Origin of the sequence: Mesorhizobium sp. B2-4-7 (assembly GCF_006442685.1) — a bacterium.
Taxonomy (GTDB): domain Bacteria; phylum Pseudomonadota; class Alphaproteobacteria; order Rhizobiales; family Rhizobiaceae; genus Mesorhizobium.
Genome location: NZ_VFVH01000001.1, coordinates 522092 through 536978 on the forward strand (window position 1 = coordinate 522092; position 14887 = coordinate 536978).

Consider the following 14887-nt stretch of genomic DNA (forward strand, 5'->3'; position numbering starts at 1 on the left):
GCTGTTCTCCAGTTTGGCGGGCTTCAGCCGGCCATCTCGGTTACAAAGGCCCGGAAGGCCTCCGTCGGGTTTGCCACCGCATCGGCCAGGCCGGCGTCGACCGCCGCCTGTCCAACGTAGGTTTCGGCCTCGGTGGCGAGGGCCTTGGCCTTCGGCAGCCGGTCGCCGCGATAGCGACCGACCGCTTCCGCGAAGAGGTCGCGAAGCGCTTCCATCTCGGTGCGGAACTTTTCCGCCGTGGCATCGGGCAGCGGCGCATAGGGCGAGCCGTCCGCCTTGTTCTTGCCGGCCGCCAGGATGGTGACCGTGAGGCCTGCCTCGTCGAGCGCGCGCGACATGTCGACATGCATGGAGATGACGCCGATCGATCCGACCATGCCTGTGCGCGGCACGATGATGGAGCGCGCGGCGGACGCCAGCAGAAAGCCGGCCGAGCAGGCATGATCGGTCAGGATGGCAATCACCGGCTTCTCGGCCGCGAGCGCTGCGATCTGGTCGGCGCAATCGAAGACGCCGGCCACTTCACCGCCGAAGCTGTCGACCTCCAGCACGACGGCACTGACGCCGGCATCGGCACGCAGATCCGAGACCTGCGCGTTGATGCCCTCATAGGAGGTCATGCCGGAATAGGCGCCGGTCCATTTGCCCTTGGCGACGAGCGTGCCCTCGATTTCCAGCACCGCGACATTGCCGACGCGGCGCACGCTCTGAAGGGAACTGTTCTCCTCGCCGGTGAACCAATCATAATTGGTGTCGTCGCGGATCGGCTCGCCGAGCACGCCGGCCTGCGGCGCGCGGATTTCGAACTGTGCACCGAGAACGCGACGGCCGACGGCGCGGCAGATGATCTCCGCCTTGCCGGGATGGACGAGCAGCGGCGTGTTGAACATGCGCGACGCCTGGAGGGGATAGGTGCGCATCATGCCGCCTCCTCGCGTTCGCGCTTGTCGCGCTGGTCGTTCGATTCCGTGTCGACAGTCGATTCGGTCTGAATTCTCGCCTCGACGCGGCCTGCATCGGGATCAAGGCCTTCGGCGATCATCATGCGGCGGATGCGCCCGCGCTTGCGCGTCACCTGCTTCCAGTCGAGGCCCTGCTCGGCGCATTCGCGATCGAGATCGGAAATGCCGAGCGACAAGCGCATGCCGGCGGCTTCGGCTTCCTTTTGCGGATCGACCCAACCGCGAGCCGGGCCGATCCAGTCGGCGCGGGCCCATGCCGCCGACATCGCCTCGAATGACGGCGCCTTGGCGGGCAGCTTGATCAGGCGGCGGTCAAAATACTCCTCGAGCCAGGCGCGATAGATCTGGCCCATGAACTGGGCCGCGAACATGTCCTTGCGGGCCGTCAGGCCGCGCCAGATCTCCAGCAGCGCGGCGCGGGCGCTGGAATAGTTCACCTGGCTCCAGTCCATGGTCAGCTGCTCGTAGGTCAACCCGACCGTCGAGGCGACGTTGCGCAGGCCGGCCCGGAAGAAGGCCTCGAAACCGGAATTCGGGTGCCCGGGCTGGGTCAGCGTCACCTGGTCGCCGGGATAGAGGAAATGCGCGGTGCCGCCCGGCATGCGCGGCGGCGCTTCCTGGTAGGATTTGAGCCGGTCGAGATTGAGCGCGCCGATGTCCTTTGCCGTCATCGCCTCGGCAAGATCGTCGTGATTGCCGGGCGAGGTGATGAAGGCGGCGAGCACCGCGTTGACCATGGCGGCCTGAAGCTCGGCCTCGTCATATTTGACCATCTGCTTCAGCTTGCGCAGGATCGGCGCCATTGGCGGCACGCCGCGGAACTGCCCGGCGCGGTCGGCCTCGAAGGCGTGCACCATCACCGGCCGGCCCCACTCCGTTTCGCGCTCGACGAAGGTCCATTCCGGCAAACCGGCGCCCCACACCGCATCATCGTCGGGATGGTGCGTGCGGATATGATAGCCGATCGCGGCGCCGTGCTCGTCCAGCTGCACGCCGGCACGCCGGTCCGACGTGTCGAAGGTCGCATTCGGGTTCGACAGGCGATCGGGATCGACCATCTTGACGAAGGTGGCGAACGATCCGCCGCGCGTTTCATCCCAGCAGATTTCGGCCAAAGCCTCGCCGTCGCCGACACGCTGGCGGTAGGCAAGACCGAGAACGGCGGCCATCGGCCCCTGGCGGGACGCATTGCACCAGAAGCCGGGATCCTCGGCGTAGGAGGTCCACGCCTCCTCGATCTGGTCGGCGATCTCGTCGGCTTCGTCGGGCTCGAGGTTGAGCAGCTTCGCCGGCAGGTCGACGGACAGGCGCCAGCCGGAGCCGACGACGAGATCGAGCGAGCGCGACATCGACGCTGACGCCCAACCATCGTTGCGGGCGATATCCTGCACGCGGTCGCTGATCAGATCGCGCTCGGTGGTCAGCGCCGATTGCCCGGAGACCGAGCGCGGCAGCCATCCCGCCATGTCCTGATGCGAATAGCTCGCGGCCTCGTAGGCGGAGCGGCCAAAGGGCTCGCCGCGCTGGATGATGGCCTGCGTTTTCATCGGCGCGCCGAAGCGATCGAGAATGGCGCTCATGCGTGGATGCCCCGTCGATACGGATTGCAGCCGAGGCCGAGCTGCGATTTCAGGTCGGCGATGTAGCGGCGCAGCTTCGCCTCGTCCGTCTGGCTGAACGTCGCGCTCTCGCCGTCATAGGACAGCGACACCGTCGCCTTGCCGACCATCAGGCTGTGCAGCGCCGCCTCGGCGGACGCCAGGCGTGCCGTCAGCACCGCCCTTTCGTCGTCGGTCAAAGCCATCGCGCTTACCTGTTCAACTGTTTCATCAGATCGGCCACGGAGAGGCCGGTCGGCTTCGCTGGCGCCGGAATGGCCGCCGGCTCGAAGAGCGGCAGCGGCGTAAATTCCTCGAGGTCGAGCTGCGCCTCTTTCGGCGGCACCTCGATCGCCGCGGCGAGCGTCTCCCACTCGTCGTCGGTGCGCTGCCGGACACCGAGCCGGATCGCCGCGCCCTCTGCGATATTCATCGTGTCGAGCACTTCGTTGCGCAGCCCGTCCGGCAGCAGCCAGCGCCAGGACACGATGCCGGAACGGCTCTTCTCCTGGAGGCGTCGTTCCGAAACGAGCTGCCGGAAGAAGTCATCCGGCATCCCCTTCGGCAGATGGACGTAGCCGACCTCGTCCGGGTCCTGCTTCTTCAGGCCGCGATAGAGGCCCATCTTCAGGATAGACACAGCGAGGTTGAAGAACTTGCGCGAGTACTTGACGACGCGGCCCTTCGAATCCCGCTCCTTCTTGACCATCGCCAGCAGCGAGGCGGTCTCGTTCGGCACGCCGCGGGTCATGATCACGCGCGACAGCGGGTGTCGCTTGGCCCATTCCCAGACGTCCGCCGTCCAGGCGTTGCCGTCGATGGCCAGAAGATCGGCCGCGCGGCGGTTGCCGAGAAAATCCGGCCATTCGCGCTTGAGCAGATTGTCGAGCGCGGTGCGGATTTCCGGTTCGGAGATGTGACCCGAATGCGGCTTGCCTCCCAGCGGCACCGTCTGGGCGTCGAACACGCCATAGTCGATGGTCCAGCGCTGCCGGCGAGCGCCCCAGCCGACCAGGTGCCATTCGACACGGTCGCCCTGCACGTCGACGCCGATCGTCAGCGTCAGGGCGCCTTTCGGGATAACACCCTTGCGGTGGCCGATCTCTTCCGCGCGGTCGCGCAGATCCTCCCAGGGCAGCGTCTCGCCGGTCGCTTCGTAGGCGAGACCCAGCCAGTCGTTCCAGAAGACCTGCTCGGCCTCCTGGTCACGCTTCTGCTCGTCCGATCCACCGGCGCGGACATTGAGGTAGGCGCGGGCCAGCGCCTCCCAGCTCTCCAGCGGCGAGTACGGCACCCACAGGAAGAACGACCGGTGATGGCGCTTGCGCTCCGGATATTTCGCGATCCACCGGGCCTTGCCGCCGAGATGCACCGGCCGGCAGATTTCCGCCCGGTGATGCTCCTCGATCAAGCCGCCGCACCCTTCGGCGACGCACAGGAACGCGGCCTTCTCCGGATGGGCCGGATCGATATGGTCCCGCATCGCTTCCCATTCGAGCGATTGCAGGTGACCACAGTGCGGGCAAGGAACGTGGTACCGCTCCTGGCTGCCGGCCTCGTAGTTCGCTGTGATCCGGCAGCCGGGAGAAACCAGCGGCGTCGAGATCTTGAGCACCTTGCGGGCAAGGAACGCCTTCGATCGGGAATCGGCCTGCGCTTCCGGGTCGCCGGCCTGGTTGTTCTCCCACTTCGCCAGATCGTCCTGGACCTGCCGCTTCGGCGACACCATCGACAGGTTCGACGGCGAGTTGGCGCCGGCGGCCGAGATCGCGCCGCGTCCATCCTTCCGCTCCTTGTAGAGCTTCGAGTTGGAGCCTTCGCGGCTGGTCATCGGAAACAGCGGCGCGAGGCAGGTCGTTTCCTTCAGAAGCGGAACCAGCTTCTGGTTCGACCATTTGATCGCGTTGCTGTCCGTCGGGTGGACGTACAGCAGGTCGCACGGGTCCATGTCCATGGTGCCGAGCGTGAAGATGTTCGCCGCGACCGTGCCGCCGACCTGCGCCGATTTCTGCAAGGTGACGATCTGGCAGGGATCGTCCGGGCCGAGCGCCGTCAGGATCTCCGAGAAGAACGGGAACGTCTCCTCGCTGTAGGGACCCGGCCGCGCGGTGATGCGTTCGGAGAAGACGATGTTGCGCTTTGCCCAGCGCAGATAATCGACGGGCGGCGGCGGCGCGAAGATGCTGCCAAGCACCTGGTACAGCGAGGCCTCGGCATTGGCGAGGTGCCGATCGTGAAAGCTCATGCTGCTGACCTCGCCACCGGACTAGTCCTGATCGTCCTCCTCTTCATCTTCGTGTACGTCCGCCTCGGCCTTCGCGATCGCTGCCGCCTTCTCGGCGAAAGCACGCGTGGCGGCCTCGCGGACGGCGCGGAACGACTTGTTCAGCGTGTGCAACACGTCGCGCCGCGGGATGCCGAACTCCGCCGCGAGCGCATCGGCCATGCCGTTGAAGCCGCTCTCGACCGTGGTCAGCACCATTGAGGCCGTGCGGGCGATCTGCGCCTCGGCGTCCTCGCGAACCATGTAGCGGCCATCGGCAAGAGCCTCTTCGCGCTCCGCCCTTCGCGTCTGGATCTTGGCGAGCGCCAGGCGTTCCTTCGCGATCTGCTCGGCGGTGTCGTCGGGCCGGGCAGGTTCGGGCTGGCCGGGCGGCGTTTCGGGCGACGGCACGCCCGACAAGGACGGCGGCGGTCCGCTGTTGAGCTTCGTGCCGAGCCCGTTGAGGCCGATCGACTGCGAAATGTCGAGATTCCGCTTCAGGTCCGCCAGCGCATCGGCGATGACGATCTTGGCGGAGCGCCCCTCGCCCGACAGCGATGTCGGCTTGATCTTGCCCGCCGCGATCCATTGCGACACGCGGCCCGGGCTGACATTGCAGCGCGCGGCAAACTCGGTCTTGGTCTCGGTCGACATCTGCAATATCCGCCGACTTTACCGCTCTTTAGGCCTGACTTTAGCGCCAATTTTAGGCTTCAAAAATCGACGCTGACTACCGACCCCACGCGGTCCCAAATACCCGCGGTCGGGAGCCTGCGGGAAGGACCCAAAAGCCGGTCTTGTGGGGTTACGGCCCCCTTGCGGGGTCGTCGGTCGACTGTTGTGGTCTACCGCTTGGCCGACGCCATCGCCTGACCGAAGGACTTCGTCCACAGTTCGGGGAAGTTGCGTTCAGCACTCTCGCGAACGATGGCGTAATAGTCGAGGCGAGGAGCGTAGGTCTGCTCCTGCACGAACAGGATCATCGGACGGATCGAGCCCTTGCCATCCCTGATCCAGACACCGGGCTTGAGGTGCGAGCCAGGTGCGGGGACGAAGAAGCGCTGACGCTTGTAGCTCTTGTTGCGAACGACAGAGCGCTTGCTGCGGTTGGCCGTTGCGTCGAACTGGAGCTTCAGGTCAGACAGCATCTGCACGATCTGGCCAGCGGTGATGTTGCCCGCCGCATTGATCTTGGCGCCGGCAGCCGGCACGGTCACCCATCCGGACGGCAGCAGCCCTGCCCTGCTCAAGGCCCGCTCGAACGACTTCTGACCGCGCTTGCCGCCGAACACCTGCGGATAGAGGTAGGCGCCGACCGGCAGCTTGCCAGGCGAATAACCGCTCAGCAGCACGGTGGCGCTCAGCCGATCCTTGCGGGCCGGCTCGATCGTGACGCCGCGCAAGGTGTAGGCGATCGGGCGGTCGAAGACCTTGCCCATGGCCGCCCGCATATCCTTCTGCGCCGCCTGCGCCGTCCAGGTCAGCGCCCGCGCGGTGGCGAAGGGCAACTGCTTGCGCTCGATGTCATCGGCCCGCAGGAAGAGGCGGTCGAAGTCGAACACCATCGAGACGGCAGGTCCGCCAGCCGAATATCCGACGCCACCGGCGCGGGCATTGGTGAAGCTCAAGCCAGCCATGTCGCGGGACCAATGAAAAACCCGCCTCGGCTGGCCGGGCGGGCTGTGATCTGATTTACCGTGTTCAGGTGTATGTCAAGTTTCGGTCGCACGTCAACAAGCAGCGGCTGTTTTTTTCGCGGGCCGCTCAGCCGCCCTTTTCGACGATGGCCACGCCAGGCCTGTCCCGGTCCAGCCATGGCGTCATCGACCTGTCGCCGGCAACCAACCGATGGGCAACCAGTTGCGTTGCGATTTCCGCTTCGAGCCTGCGAAGCGCCGCGACCCATATCTGATAATCGAGGCGCCCAAGGATGTCGCCCGTCGGATCGGTCGAGAACTCGTACTTGCGATATGCTCCAGGCATTGGCCGGCGAGACCGAAGGTTGAAGCCATTGACCTCGATATCGTAGGTCTGCCCATTCTCGTCGGTGACGCGCTTCATGACAAACCAAGCGGGCGCGCCAGCCCGCTCGACCATCCTGACCTTGCTCGGCTCCGCACCATAATCCGGCTCGCGGCCGAGGATGGCTGTGCCGACGACGAGGCTGACGATGCCGGCGGCGCGACGGCGCGGCGTCCTGACCATGTAGCGATCGACCGCGCGCTTTACCGCGGCATCGGCCATGCCTTCCGTGTCCGGCCAGTCGGCCAAGGCATGCCAGTTCGCCGGGATGGCGACATCGCACCGCGCCAGCCCTGCCACGGCGCGCCCGACCGCAACCGCATCGTCATGCGGCTCGCCCTGTTCGATGAAGTAGTTGTTGCCGCCGCCGCCCGTGTCGATCAGCGCGCCCAATTCGGCAAAGCTGGTGATCTTGCCCCATGACGAGGCCTCCAGCATGCGCCAAGCCGAATTGGCGTTGTCCAGACCATCCACGCCACCGCCCTTCGGCAATTCATGGACAAAGGCCCAGGTCAGCAGCTCTTCAATGGTCACGGTTTTCATCGATCTCAATTCCCTTGCGATAGTTTTCGAGAGTTTTGCGAGAGTTTAGCGATAGTTGCAGAGAGCCACTTATCGAACGTTTTCAATTCGTTGCGGAGGATGTGCGGGAGTAGCGACAGTTTCGAGGATGCATAGACACAAGATTGCCGTTCCCCCCGGACCCCTCTTCACACCTATAGACCCCGGAAAACTGGTGCAAACTATCGCAAGCAATTGATTTCATTGCCTTATTTCCGCCGTTGCAAGTGTCGCATGGTGTCGCGAACTGTCGCAACTGTCGCGGCGGAAAACCGAATGAAATCAATGCACACACCAGTTTGCAGGCGGGTTTACGCGTTGTCGGCAGGGGTGCGGGGATCATCGCAAATGACCCTCGAAATCGTTGGAGCTGGAGCCGAGACTGCCCTGTTTCGAGGCGGGCACGTCGACGAGGCGGACACCGCGATAGATGACGATGCGGCCGTCGATCTTGTCGTATTTCTTCTTCATGATCAGACCGAACATGGTCAGCGAGATCGGCTTGCCGCCCTCGTCGACGGTGAAGTCGACATAGGCCTGGTAGAACTCCTTGGCGGTCAGCTCGGCCGTGCTGTCGGGCACGACGCAGCGGGCGCAGAAGGCCGATGTCCGGTCCATCTCATCCCGGTATTCCTGCGTCTTCAGGCGCACCGCGTCGGGGATCACCAGCCCCTCGCGTAGGAAGATCTTCACGCCCTCGATCAGCCAGTTGAGGATGCCCGGATATTCGGGCACGAACTCGGCCACCACCTCCTCGAATTCGCGCTGGTCGGCCTCGGCGATGATCTTCGACCAGTGCACCACGGCCATTCGTCGCCAGATGCCGTTGTCGGTGCCCGAGATCTTGGGATAGCCGTTACCGGACATGTGGCCAATGAACACCGGCTTGAAATCGAAATAGCCCTCGAACAGGTCGCGCACCGTGAAGTGCTCGCCGCCGGTCAGGTCCTTGACCAGGTTCTCGCGCAGATCCTCGCCCTCGGGCAGTTCCTTGACGCGCAGGAAGCGGCGGCCATAGAGCCGGGCCATATCGGGATTGGCCGCACCGCCGGCCTTGCCCTCGCCGATGAACGATTCGGACGGCAGTGTGACCGCCACCTCGCCCAGCAGCCGGCAGAGCGTCTCCATGTAGACCGACTTGCCGTTGGCGCCCTTGCCGTAGTGGAAGAACAGCTTCTGCACCGTTAGCCCGACCAGGCCGAGGCCTGACGCCACCTGCACCATGCGCCTGACGTCGTCGATCGGCAGCTTGTCGCGCAGGAACTCGTCCCATTTCGGGCATTGGGCCTTCGGGTCGTAATCGACCGGCACGCGCTGCGTGATCATGTCCTGCCGGCGATGGCCGGTCACCACCTTCAGCTCGGCGTCGGCGACCTGGATGAACTCCGGCACGTCCTCGCGGCTGTCCTGTTCTTCGAAATCCGGGGGATCGTCGAAAGCCGGGTTGCGGACACGCTTCAGCACGCGCCTGAAGCACAGCGTATGGTTGGCGAGCGCGACCTTCAGCGGGTCGGCGTTGAATTCGTCAGGCCCGCGCTGGATGTGCGGCGCGGCGCAAGCCAGCATCGCCTCCAGGCGACCCTTGTTCTTCGACGACACGGCATGGTTCATGCGCCGGCTGAGACGCGCGGCGAGATTGGCATTGGCCTTTTCGGCCAACGCGGCGATCTTCTTTTCGCCAGGCGAACGCTCAGCCTCCGGCTTCTTCATCGCCTCGAGCCCGCGCTCGATCGCCTGCTTTTCGGCGGGGGTGAAATCGAGGTATTCGATCTCGAGCGCAATGCGGCCGCCGACATTCTGCGCCACAGCCAAAGCCCGAGGCTCGCCGGTGTCGATATCCCAGTGCGTGCCGGTCCAGACCGCATAGGCGGCCTTGCGCGCCTTCGACTGGGCCCGCACCAGAAGATCCTCGCCGAAATGGGCCAGCAGCCGCTCGGCATTGTCGGTGTCGGAATGGTCGAGACCGGCACAGGCCTTGACCACTTCGAGATCGACCTTGCTGCCGCGCCGCGGGCCAGTGCCGGGCTCGCCATCATCCAGTTCCGCGACACCCGCATCGAGATCGAGGGGGGTGCGGGGTAAACCCGCCGCCTCCGCCTGCCGCGTCGCTTCCTCCAGAATGGTGGCCACCTCTTCAGGCATGCCAGTTTTTTTCTTGCCCACTATTCCCCCGCCTCGACAGCCATGCGTGAAAAATCATATCCGGCGCGCGGCCAGACGATCGGTATGAGGCGGCGCGGCTGGCCTTCAGGACGCTGATGCCGCGCTCTCGCCCTGGCCATCGCGGCGGCCGTCATCACCGGCTCGGAATCGCCGTCAGCAAGCAGCACCAGCTCGTCGACCTGGTCGCCGATCCACATTGCGTCGTCGGCCTGCTGGTCGCGTTTCGGCTTCGGGCCGGCGATCATCACGGCGCGGGCTATGCCCTTGGCGTCCGGCTTCTTCAGCATCGGATGCGCGAAGCGCGAGGACGGCTCGGCCGGACCGCTGAGATTGCCGAGATCGCCGGCTGCGAAATAGAACGTGTCCTGGCGCCAACCCTCCCAGAGGCCGAAGGCCACGCCGTTCTCGATCCCCTCGCCGCCGACCCATCGTCGAGCCTCCGGATGGCCGCCGATCGGTATCAGCCCGCCTTTCTTGGAGCCGCGCATCTTCTTGGCCGGCAGCGGTTCATAAAGCCCGTCGGCGACATCGACATCCGGGGGCGGTGCGTCGCCAAAGGCCCACTCGACCAGCCCGGCCGCGATGCCGTCCTTGGTCAGGCCGAAGAGCTTCGGGCGGAATTTTGGCGGTTCGTTCAGGTCGATCCAGGTGATGTGGCAGCCGATCTCGACCAGGCCGGGACCGATGAACGGTGCGACCATCGCCGGGCCAGAGAACAACTCCAGGGGCGCGCCGCGCTCGTCCTGGCCGTGCCAATAGGGGACGTTGGCGCCGACACGCAGCCAGGACGCATCGGGAAAGCCGTTGCAGCGATACCGAAGGTAGTACCGGCCCTGCGGCGGGGCGGCATCGACCAGCACGCTCGATGCCTTGATGATGCCGCGCGCCTTGGCGCGCTCTTTCTCGCGGAAATCGGCCTGGCTATCGGCACGCGCGGCCGCGTCCGCCTCGTTCTGCTGGCGGCGCTCTTCCAACCGTTGCAGGCGGGCTGCGCGATCCTGGTCGCTCTCGCGCTCGCCCTCGTCCGGAATGTCCCGGTCGAGCACGATCGAACAGGCCTCGAGCAGGCCGTCGCGGCGCCTGACGTCGAGATCGGCGCAATGCGCGGCCATGCCGATCCCGTCATTGCCGCCGATGCCGCCGGCGCGGCAGTTCCATTTTTCCTTTTTGGTGTTGAATGCAAAGGTGTCGGTGCCGCCGCAGTTCGGGCATGGCTGTGGATGCTCGTGTCCCCTGGCGCTGAATTTCAGATTGAGGATCTTCGCGGTGTCCTCGATCGACACGGCACGGGCGTCTTCGACGAAGAGTTTGATGACGTCGTCGCTCATGTCGCCAACCCAAGGCTGCGCATCAGATTGCGGCTATCGGCCCAGCTGGCATGGCCGGTCCAGGCGGCGAGGAATTTGTTCAGCCGCTCATGGTCGCCAGCGGCGCGATAGGCCCTGATCTTGCGTTTGGCGCGGGTAACACTGTCGCGGCGCAACAGCTTGTGCGTCGACCAGATGCGGTAGCCGACGAAGTTGACACCCCTCGCCGCCGGCTGGATGCTCCATTTCGAGAAGCGCAGGCCGAGCCTTTCGCGCGACAAGGCCTCGATCGACGCCTTGACGGCGCGCAGATGATCCGACGATCGGCCGAGCACCACCATATCGTCCATGTAGCGATACCAGTGCCGCTCACCGATCTCCTGCTGTAGATGCCTGTCGACGATGCCGCCGTAGATGTTGGCGAATATCTGCGAGACCAGGCTGCCGATCGGCAGCCCGATTCCGTTGCGCGGCACCATCGCCTCGATCAGGCCGAGCGTCGCGCGGCAGCTGATCTTCGCCTCGATCAGCCGCCACAGCACGGCGCGGTCGATGGAGGCGAAATAGCGCGAAAAATCGGTTTTCAGGACGAACAGCGGCGCCCCGTCGCGGCTCAGGCGCCTAATATCGCCCTGCACAAGGATGGCGGTTGCATGGGTGCCTCCGCCGACGCGGCAGGCGAATGTGCGCGGCAAGAGCGTGGCATCGAAAATCGGCGCGATGACCTGGCAGAGCGCATGCTGGGCAATGCGGTCGCGGAACGGCAGCGCCGTGATCGTACGCGGTTTCGGGTCGAAGATGTTGAACTGGTGTGGCTCGCCCGGGGCATAGACGCCATCGCGCATGTCGGCTGCCAGCCGTTCGAGATTGAGGATGGAGAATTCCTTGAACTCCAACCGCGCCGGCGTCAGGTGTTTGCCGCGGCTGGTCAGCCGCAGCGCTTCCATCATGGTTGCGTCTGCCGTGATCCGATCGATGAGATTCCGGTATTTCCTGCCCATACGTCTTTGCCTCGCTGAGAATGCCGGTCGCGGGTTTCGACAGGCGTTGCCCGCTACTCCCCGCTGTACCGGACCGTGCAATGTGTTCGCCGAAGCCGGATGACCGGGCTGACCACCCTGATACGCCTGGGAAGGCGCACCATAAGCAGAGGGCCGGCGCGGCCGTGACCGCCGCCGAGCAGGATATGGGTCGTCACTGCGGCCCCGCGCGGAGATGTTCTCGTTCGAGTTCTCCGGCCAGTCGTAGTCCAGGTTCGCGTAGCGGGAGCCGGCGTTCCTGCCGTTGATCCACGATCCGCCGAAAAGGGCCTGCATCATTACCCCGTTCATCCGTTGCCCTTCGTGCCCCTGATCCAGGCGCCAAGCATCCCACCCACCTCTGCCAGAAGGCGCAGCGCCGTCCGGTGTTGGCCTGGGCTGATGAGCTTGAGCTTTGGATTGGACGCAAAGCGCAACCAGAAACGCAGCGTCGCCAGATTGGCGTCCGCCGCGTAAAGTCTGGAAGGCTGCCGCGATTTCGCCGCCTGGTAGAAGAGGCCGACCTGATCGAACAACGCATCCATGATCGCGTCACGGGCCTTGCCGTGGGCGCGTGGGAACCGTTGCAGGATCGGATAGAGATAGGTCACGACTTCCTCGTATTTGTCGATGATCGCTAGGCCTTGTGGCCCGGCACGCTCGTCGCGGATGATCGTCACGGCAGCCTTCCGGTGAAGGCCCGCGCTTTCGCGCGGGCTTATGCAGGGCTCAGGTGGTCACTGCGGCCCCGCGCGGAGAAGTCCCCGACCGAGTGCCCCGGCCAGTCGTAGACCAGGTCCGCGCAGTGGGAGCCGGCGCTCCTGCCGCTGAACCACGACCCGCCGAAAAGGGCTGGGCGGGGATTGTCCGGATCGCCGTCCGTTCCCCACTGCCACATCGTTCCGGTCGCATCGAGGATCCCCGCCCGGCTGACGAATTTTTTGCCGTCGCCGGAGACATCGCCGGTCTCGGTCGGCTCGGCGTCGCGCGACTGCCGCTCGGTGACACCATAGGCGGCGGCGAAGAACTCTTCCGCTCCGAGCAGCTGTTTGCCGTGATGGGCGTAGATCGCGACGGCCGTGGCATAATCGAGCTTCTTCGTGCGGCCCTTGCCATCGACCTGTTGCGGCAGATCGCGGCCGTCGGCGATCAGCGCGCCGCAATGGCTGGTGCCATCGTCGAGATGATTGGTGCCAAGCAGGTAGATGTCGACCCAGACCTTGCCGTCTACCAAGGCCATGCCACGCGGATCGGGGCAGGCGGGCCGAAAACCGACATCCCAGCACGAGAGCGGGTTGATCGCGGGCGCGGCATCGCCGCCGGCACGCGCGTCCGCATTGCCGCTTGGCGCGTAATGGAAGCCGCCGAAGGTCGCGGTGTCCGACCCGCAATCAGGCCCGGCCGGCGCCGCGACCGGCGTTCCTTCGGCGCCGAGGCGCACGGCGTAATCCTGTCCGGGCACTAGGCTGGCGATCTCGATTGGGCCATCCTGTTCGAATGTCGTCTTGACGCCATCGATCGTCAGGATGGTGCCGGCCTTGACCGCGATGGCATCCGCGCCGGTGACGGCGAAGATCGGGGCGGAAAGGTCGGCGCGGTCTATTGTTATGAACTTGTGGGCTGCGGTCGTCATGTCAAACTTTCTCCTTCGGGTTAAGGTTTCACTTTCACTTGGGTAAACTCAGTTCCGCACGCACCAGGTGCAGATCGGGGCCATGCTCGCGGCCGCGCGAAGCGTGGAGCAGCCGGCAGACGTCAGCCTCGGAGGGCGGGAAGAACTCAGACTGCGGCATGCCCCCCCCCAGCGCTTGCGCAATCTGCAGCGTGTCGAACCGGCCGGATCGCCAAAGCGTGACGGCAGCGGCCGCCTGAAGAACAGTCATCATTCCGCCGCCTCCAGGAACGCTTGCCAATCCGGCAATTCCTTGAGCCACTTTATCAACACCCATGCGAGATCGCGCACCGCCCGCGAGGTGATCGGGCCGCCCTTCGCTGTCGAATGGTCGCGGCAATCCGGCGACAGCCACAGGAAGGCGAACAAATTGTCGCCAAGCAGTTCCCGCATCGAAACTTGCCACACGTTATGTGGCAGGTGAATCGTGTTCGGATGATTGGCCTTGTGCATGATGATGGCGGCTTCATCATGGTTGATGGCGAAGGTCGGCCCGATCGGATGGCCCATGGGCAGCAGGTTAAACATTTCCAGGTGCTGAAATGCCTTCTCAATGCCGTTTGACGCCCCGCCACCGCCAGCGAAGCCGTCGGCAGCCATGATCTTCCTTTCACCCTTGGCGGGCGGAATGACCGGAGGTGGCACCCTTTTAGCCGGCATGAAGCCGGGCACAGGCAGGCAACGCCATTTCTCCTTCGCTGTGGGCTGCGTGGTGAGAGTGAACTCGGCCTGACTGTGCAGCATCACACGCCCTCCGCCACGACATTAACATCGCCGCCGCGCCGAAACGGGGGCAGGTCGACCTGCAACAGCTGCTCGACCGCTTTGCGCGACAGGCCGATGCGCGCCCGCACCTGGTCCATCGTCTGGCCCATCTCGAAGAGCAGCCGCACACCTTCCGCCTGCATCGGCAGCGGCAGCTTGAAGAGCTTCACCGGGTCGACGCTGGCGGGCGTGCCGAAGCCGGGTCCTTGGCGTGGCGCCTTGATCAAGGGGGTCATTCTGCCGGCTCCCAGCATGGTTTGTGATAGGACTGGACGGTGATCAGCCCGGCGACGCCGAACATGAAATCGGCGCGTTTGCGGATCAGGCGGCCGCCCTTGCCGTCATCGACCGTGTCCAGCCGCGAGCCGTTGACGACGCCGTGCTGGCGCAGCTCACGGTCGAGATCGGCGGTGGACGCGAAAGGACATTCGAAGACGACGGCGAAGGCCTTGGATTGCGGGCCGAACCCGTTCACCAGCTGGACCCAGTAGACGTAGCCCTGTCGATTGGGGCGAGGTTCAAGCATCGGCTGCCCCCGCTGTTTCAGTGCTCTTC

At 65.0% G+C, this 14887-nt stretch carries 16 protein-coding genes; all 16 read right to left on the reverse strand.

The window, feature by feature from the left end; genetic code table 11:
• Positions 1-23 precede the first annotated feature (23 nt).
• On the reverse strand, positions 24-923 hold the full coding sequence (locus FJ946_RS02645; protein WP_246686321.1) for a S49 family peptidase: 900 nt from the start codon (positions 921-923) through the stop codon (positions 24-26).
• The gene (locus FJ946_RS02650) at positions 920-2542 is read right to left on the reverse strand and encodes a phage portal protein (protein WP_140732092.1); all 1623 of its coding nucleotides are present in this window, start codon (positions 2540-2542) and stop codon (positions 920-922) included. Before FJ946_RS02650 ends, FJ946_RS02645 begins: the two co-directional genes overlap by 4 nt.
• Entirely contained in the window at positions 2539-2766 is a 228-nt protein-coding gene (gene gpW, locus FJ946_RS02655; protein WP_140732094.1) for a gpW family head-tail joining protein, read from the reverse strand. The genes FJ946_RS02650 and gpW overlap by 4 nt, the downstream gene beginning before the upstream one ends.
• Before the next feature lie 5 nt (positions 2767-2771).
• Positions 2772-4805 carry a terminase gpA endonuclease subunit gene (locus FJ946_RS02660; protein ID WP_140732096.1) on the reverse strand — a complete coding sequence of 678 codons (2034 nt, stop codon included), beginning with the start codon at positions 4803-4805 and terminating at the stop codon, positions 2772-2774.
• A gap of 21 nt (positions 4806-4826) precedes the next feature.
• Positions 4827-5477, reverse strand: coding sequence for a hypothetical protein (locus FJ946_RS02665; protein ID WP_140732098.1), 651 nt, complete (start codon positions 5475-5477; stop codon positions 4827-4829).
• A 191-nt stretch (positions 5478-5668) separates the two neighbouring features.
• Complete coding sequence (locus FJ946_RS02670) at positions 5669-6460, reverse strand: hypothetical protein (RefSeq protein ID WP_140732101.1); 792 nt, start codon at positions 6458-6460, stop codon at positions 5669-5671.
• A gap of 127 nt (positions 6461-6587) precedes the next feature.
• A complete protein-coding gene (locus FJ946_RS02675; RefSeq protein WP_140732103.1) occupies positions 6588-7388 on the reverse strand; it encodes a hypothetical protein in 801 nt (266 codons plus the stop codon).
• Between the two features lie 357 nt (positions 7389-7745).
• Positions 7746-9548 (reverse strand): DNA primase family protein, encoded by a 1803-nt coding sequence (locus FJ946_RS02680; RefSeq protein ID WP_140732105.1) that lies wholly within the window; start codon positions 9546-9548, stop codon positions 7746-7748.
• A gap of 20 nt (positions 9549-9568) precedes the next feature.
• Positions 9569-10897, reverse strand: a complete 1329-nt coding sequence (locus tag FJ946_RS02685; protein WP_140732107.1) for a P4 alpha zinc-binding domain-containing protein — start codon at positions 10895-10897, stop codon at positions 9569-9571.
• Positions 10894-11826 (reverse strand): reverse transcriptase/maturase family protein, encoded by a 933-nt coding sequence (locus tag FJ946_RS02690; protein ID WP_210243623.1) that lies wholly within the window; start codon positions 11824-11826, stop codon positions 10894-10896. Before FJ946_RS02690 ends, FJ946_RS02685 begins: the two co-directional genes overlap by 4 nt.
• Positions 11827-12203: 377 nt before the next feature.
• Positions 12204-12575 carry a diversity-generating retroelement protein Avd gene (avd, locus tag FJ946_RS02695; RefSeq protein ID WP_140732111.1) on the reverse strand — a complete coding sequence of 124 codons (372 nt, stop codon included), beginning with the start codon at positions 12573-12575 and terminating at the stop codon, positions 12204-12206.
• Between the two features lie 38 nt (positions 12576-12613).
• Positions 12614-13528 carry a hypothetical protein gene (locus tag FJ946_RS02700; protein ID WP_140732114.1) on the reverse strand — a complete coding sequence of 305 codons (915 nt, stop codon included), beginning with the start codon at positions 13526-13528 and terminating at the stop codon, positions 12614-12616.
• Between the two features lie 34 nt (positions 13529-13562).
• The gene (locus FJ946_RS02705; protein WP_140732116.1) at positions 13563-13781 is read right to left on the reverse strand and encodes a hypothetical protein; all 219 of its coding nucleotides are present in this window, start codon (positions 13779-13781) and stop codon (positions 13563-13565) included.
• Positions 13778-14167, reverse strand: coding sequence for a DNA cytosine methyltransferase (locus FJ946_RS02710; RefSeq protein ID WP_140732120.1), 390 nt, complete (start codon positions 14165-14167; stop codon positions 13778-13780). Before FJ946_RS02710 ends, FJ946_RS02705 begins: the two co-directional genes overlap by 4 nt.
• A 143-nt stretch (positions 14168-14310) precedes the next feature.
• Positions 14311-14568, reverse strand: a complete 258-nt coding sequence (locus FJ946_RS02715; RefSeq protein WP_140732124.1) for a hypothetical protein — start codon at positions 14566-14568, stop codon at positions 14311-14313.
• On the reverse strand, positions 14565-14858 hold the full coding sequence (locus FJ946_RS02720) for a hypothetical protein (protein WP_140732128.1): 294 nt from the start codon (positions 14856-14858) through the stop codon (positions 14565-14567). Before FJ946_RS02720 ends, FJ946_RS02715 begins: the two co-directional genes overlap by 4 nt.
• Positions 14859-14887 lie beyond the last annotated feature (29 nt).

Bases quoted from the DNA above. Each gene is read 5' to 3' on its own strand.
- FJ946_RS02705 (WP_140732116.1), bottom strand. From the start codon at position 13,781: ATGATGACTGTTCTTCAGGCGGCCGCTGCCGTCACGCTTTGGCGATCC.
- FJ946_RS02720 (WP_140732128.1), bottom strand. From the start codon at position 14,858: ATGCTTGAACCTCGCCCCAATCGACAGGGCTACGTCTACTGGGTCCAG.
- FJ946_RS02715 (WP_140732124.1), bottom strand. From the start codon at position 14,568: ATGACCCCCTTGATCAAGGCGCCACGCCAAGGACCCGGCTTCGGCACG.
- FJ946_RS02700 (WP_140732114.1), bottom strand. From the start codon at position 13,528: ATGACGACCGCAGCCCACAAGTTCATAACAATAGACCGCGCCGACCTT.
- FJ946_RS02665 (WP_140732098.1), bottom strand. From the start codon at position 5,477: ATGTCGACCGAGACCAAGACCGAGTTTGCCGCGCGCTGCAATGTCAGC.
- FJ946_RS02650 (WP_140732092.1), bottom strand. From the start codon at position 2,542: ATGAGCGCCATTCTCGATCGCTTCGGCGCGCCGATGAAAACGCAGGCC.
- gpW (WP_140732094.1), bottom strand. From the start codon at position 2,766: ATGGCTTTGACCGACGACGAAAGGGCGGTGCTGACGGCACGCCTGGCG.
- FJ946_RS02660 (WP_140732096.1), bottom strand. From the start codon at position 4,805: ATGAGCTTTCACGATCGGCACCTCGCCAATGCCGAGGCCTCGCTGTAC.
- FJ946_RS02680 (WP_140732105.1), bottom strand. From the start codon at position 9,548: ATGCCTGAAGAGGTGGCCACCATTCTGGAGGAAGCGACGCGGCAGGCG.
- FJ946_RS02645 (WP_246686321.1), bottom strand. From the start codon at position 923: ATGATGCGCACCTATCCCCTCCAGGCGTCGCGCATGTTCAACACGCCG.
- FJ946_RS02670 (WP_140732101.1), bottom strand. From the start codon at position 6,460: ATGGCTGGCTTGAGCTTCACCAATGCCCGCGCCGGTGGCGTCGGATAT.
- FJ946_RS02675 (WP_140732103.1), bottom strand. From the start codon at position 7,388: ATGAAAACCGTGACCATTGAAGAGCTGCTGACCTGGGCCTTTGTCCAT.
- FJ946_RS02710 (WP_140732120.1), bottom strand. From the start codon at position 14,167: ATGGCTGCCGACGGCTTCGCTGGCGGTGGCGGGGCGTCAAACGGCATT.
- FJ946_RS02685 (WP_140732107.1), bottom strand. From the start codon at position 10,897: ATGAGCGACGACGTCATCAAACTCTTCGTCGAAGACGCCCGTGCCGTG.
- FJ946_RS02690 (WP_210243623.1), bottom strand. From the start codon at position 11,826: ATGATGGAAGCGCTGCGGCTGACCAGCCGCGGCAAACACCTGACGCCG.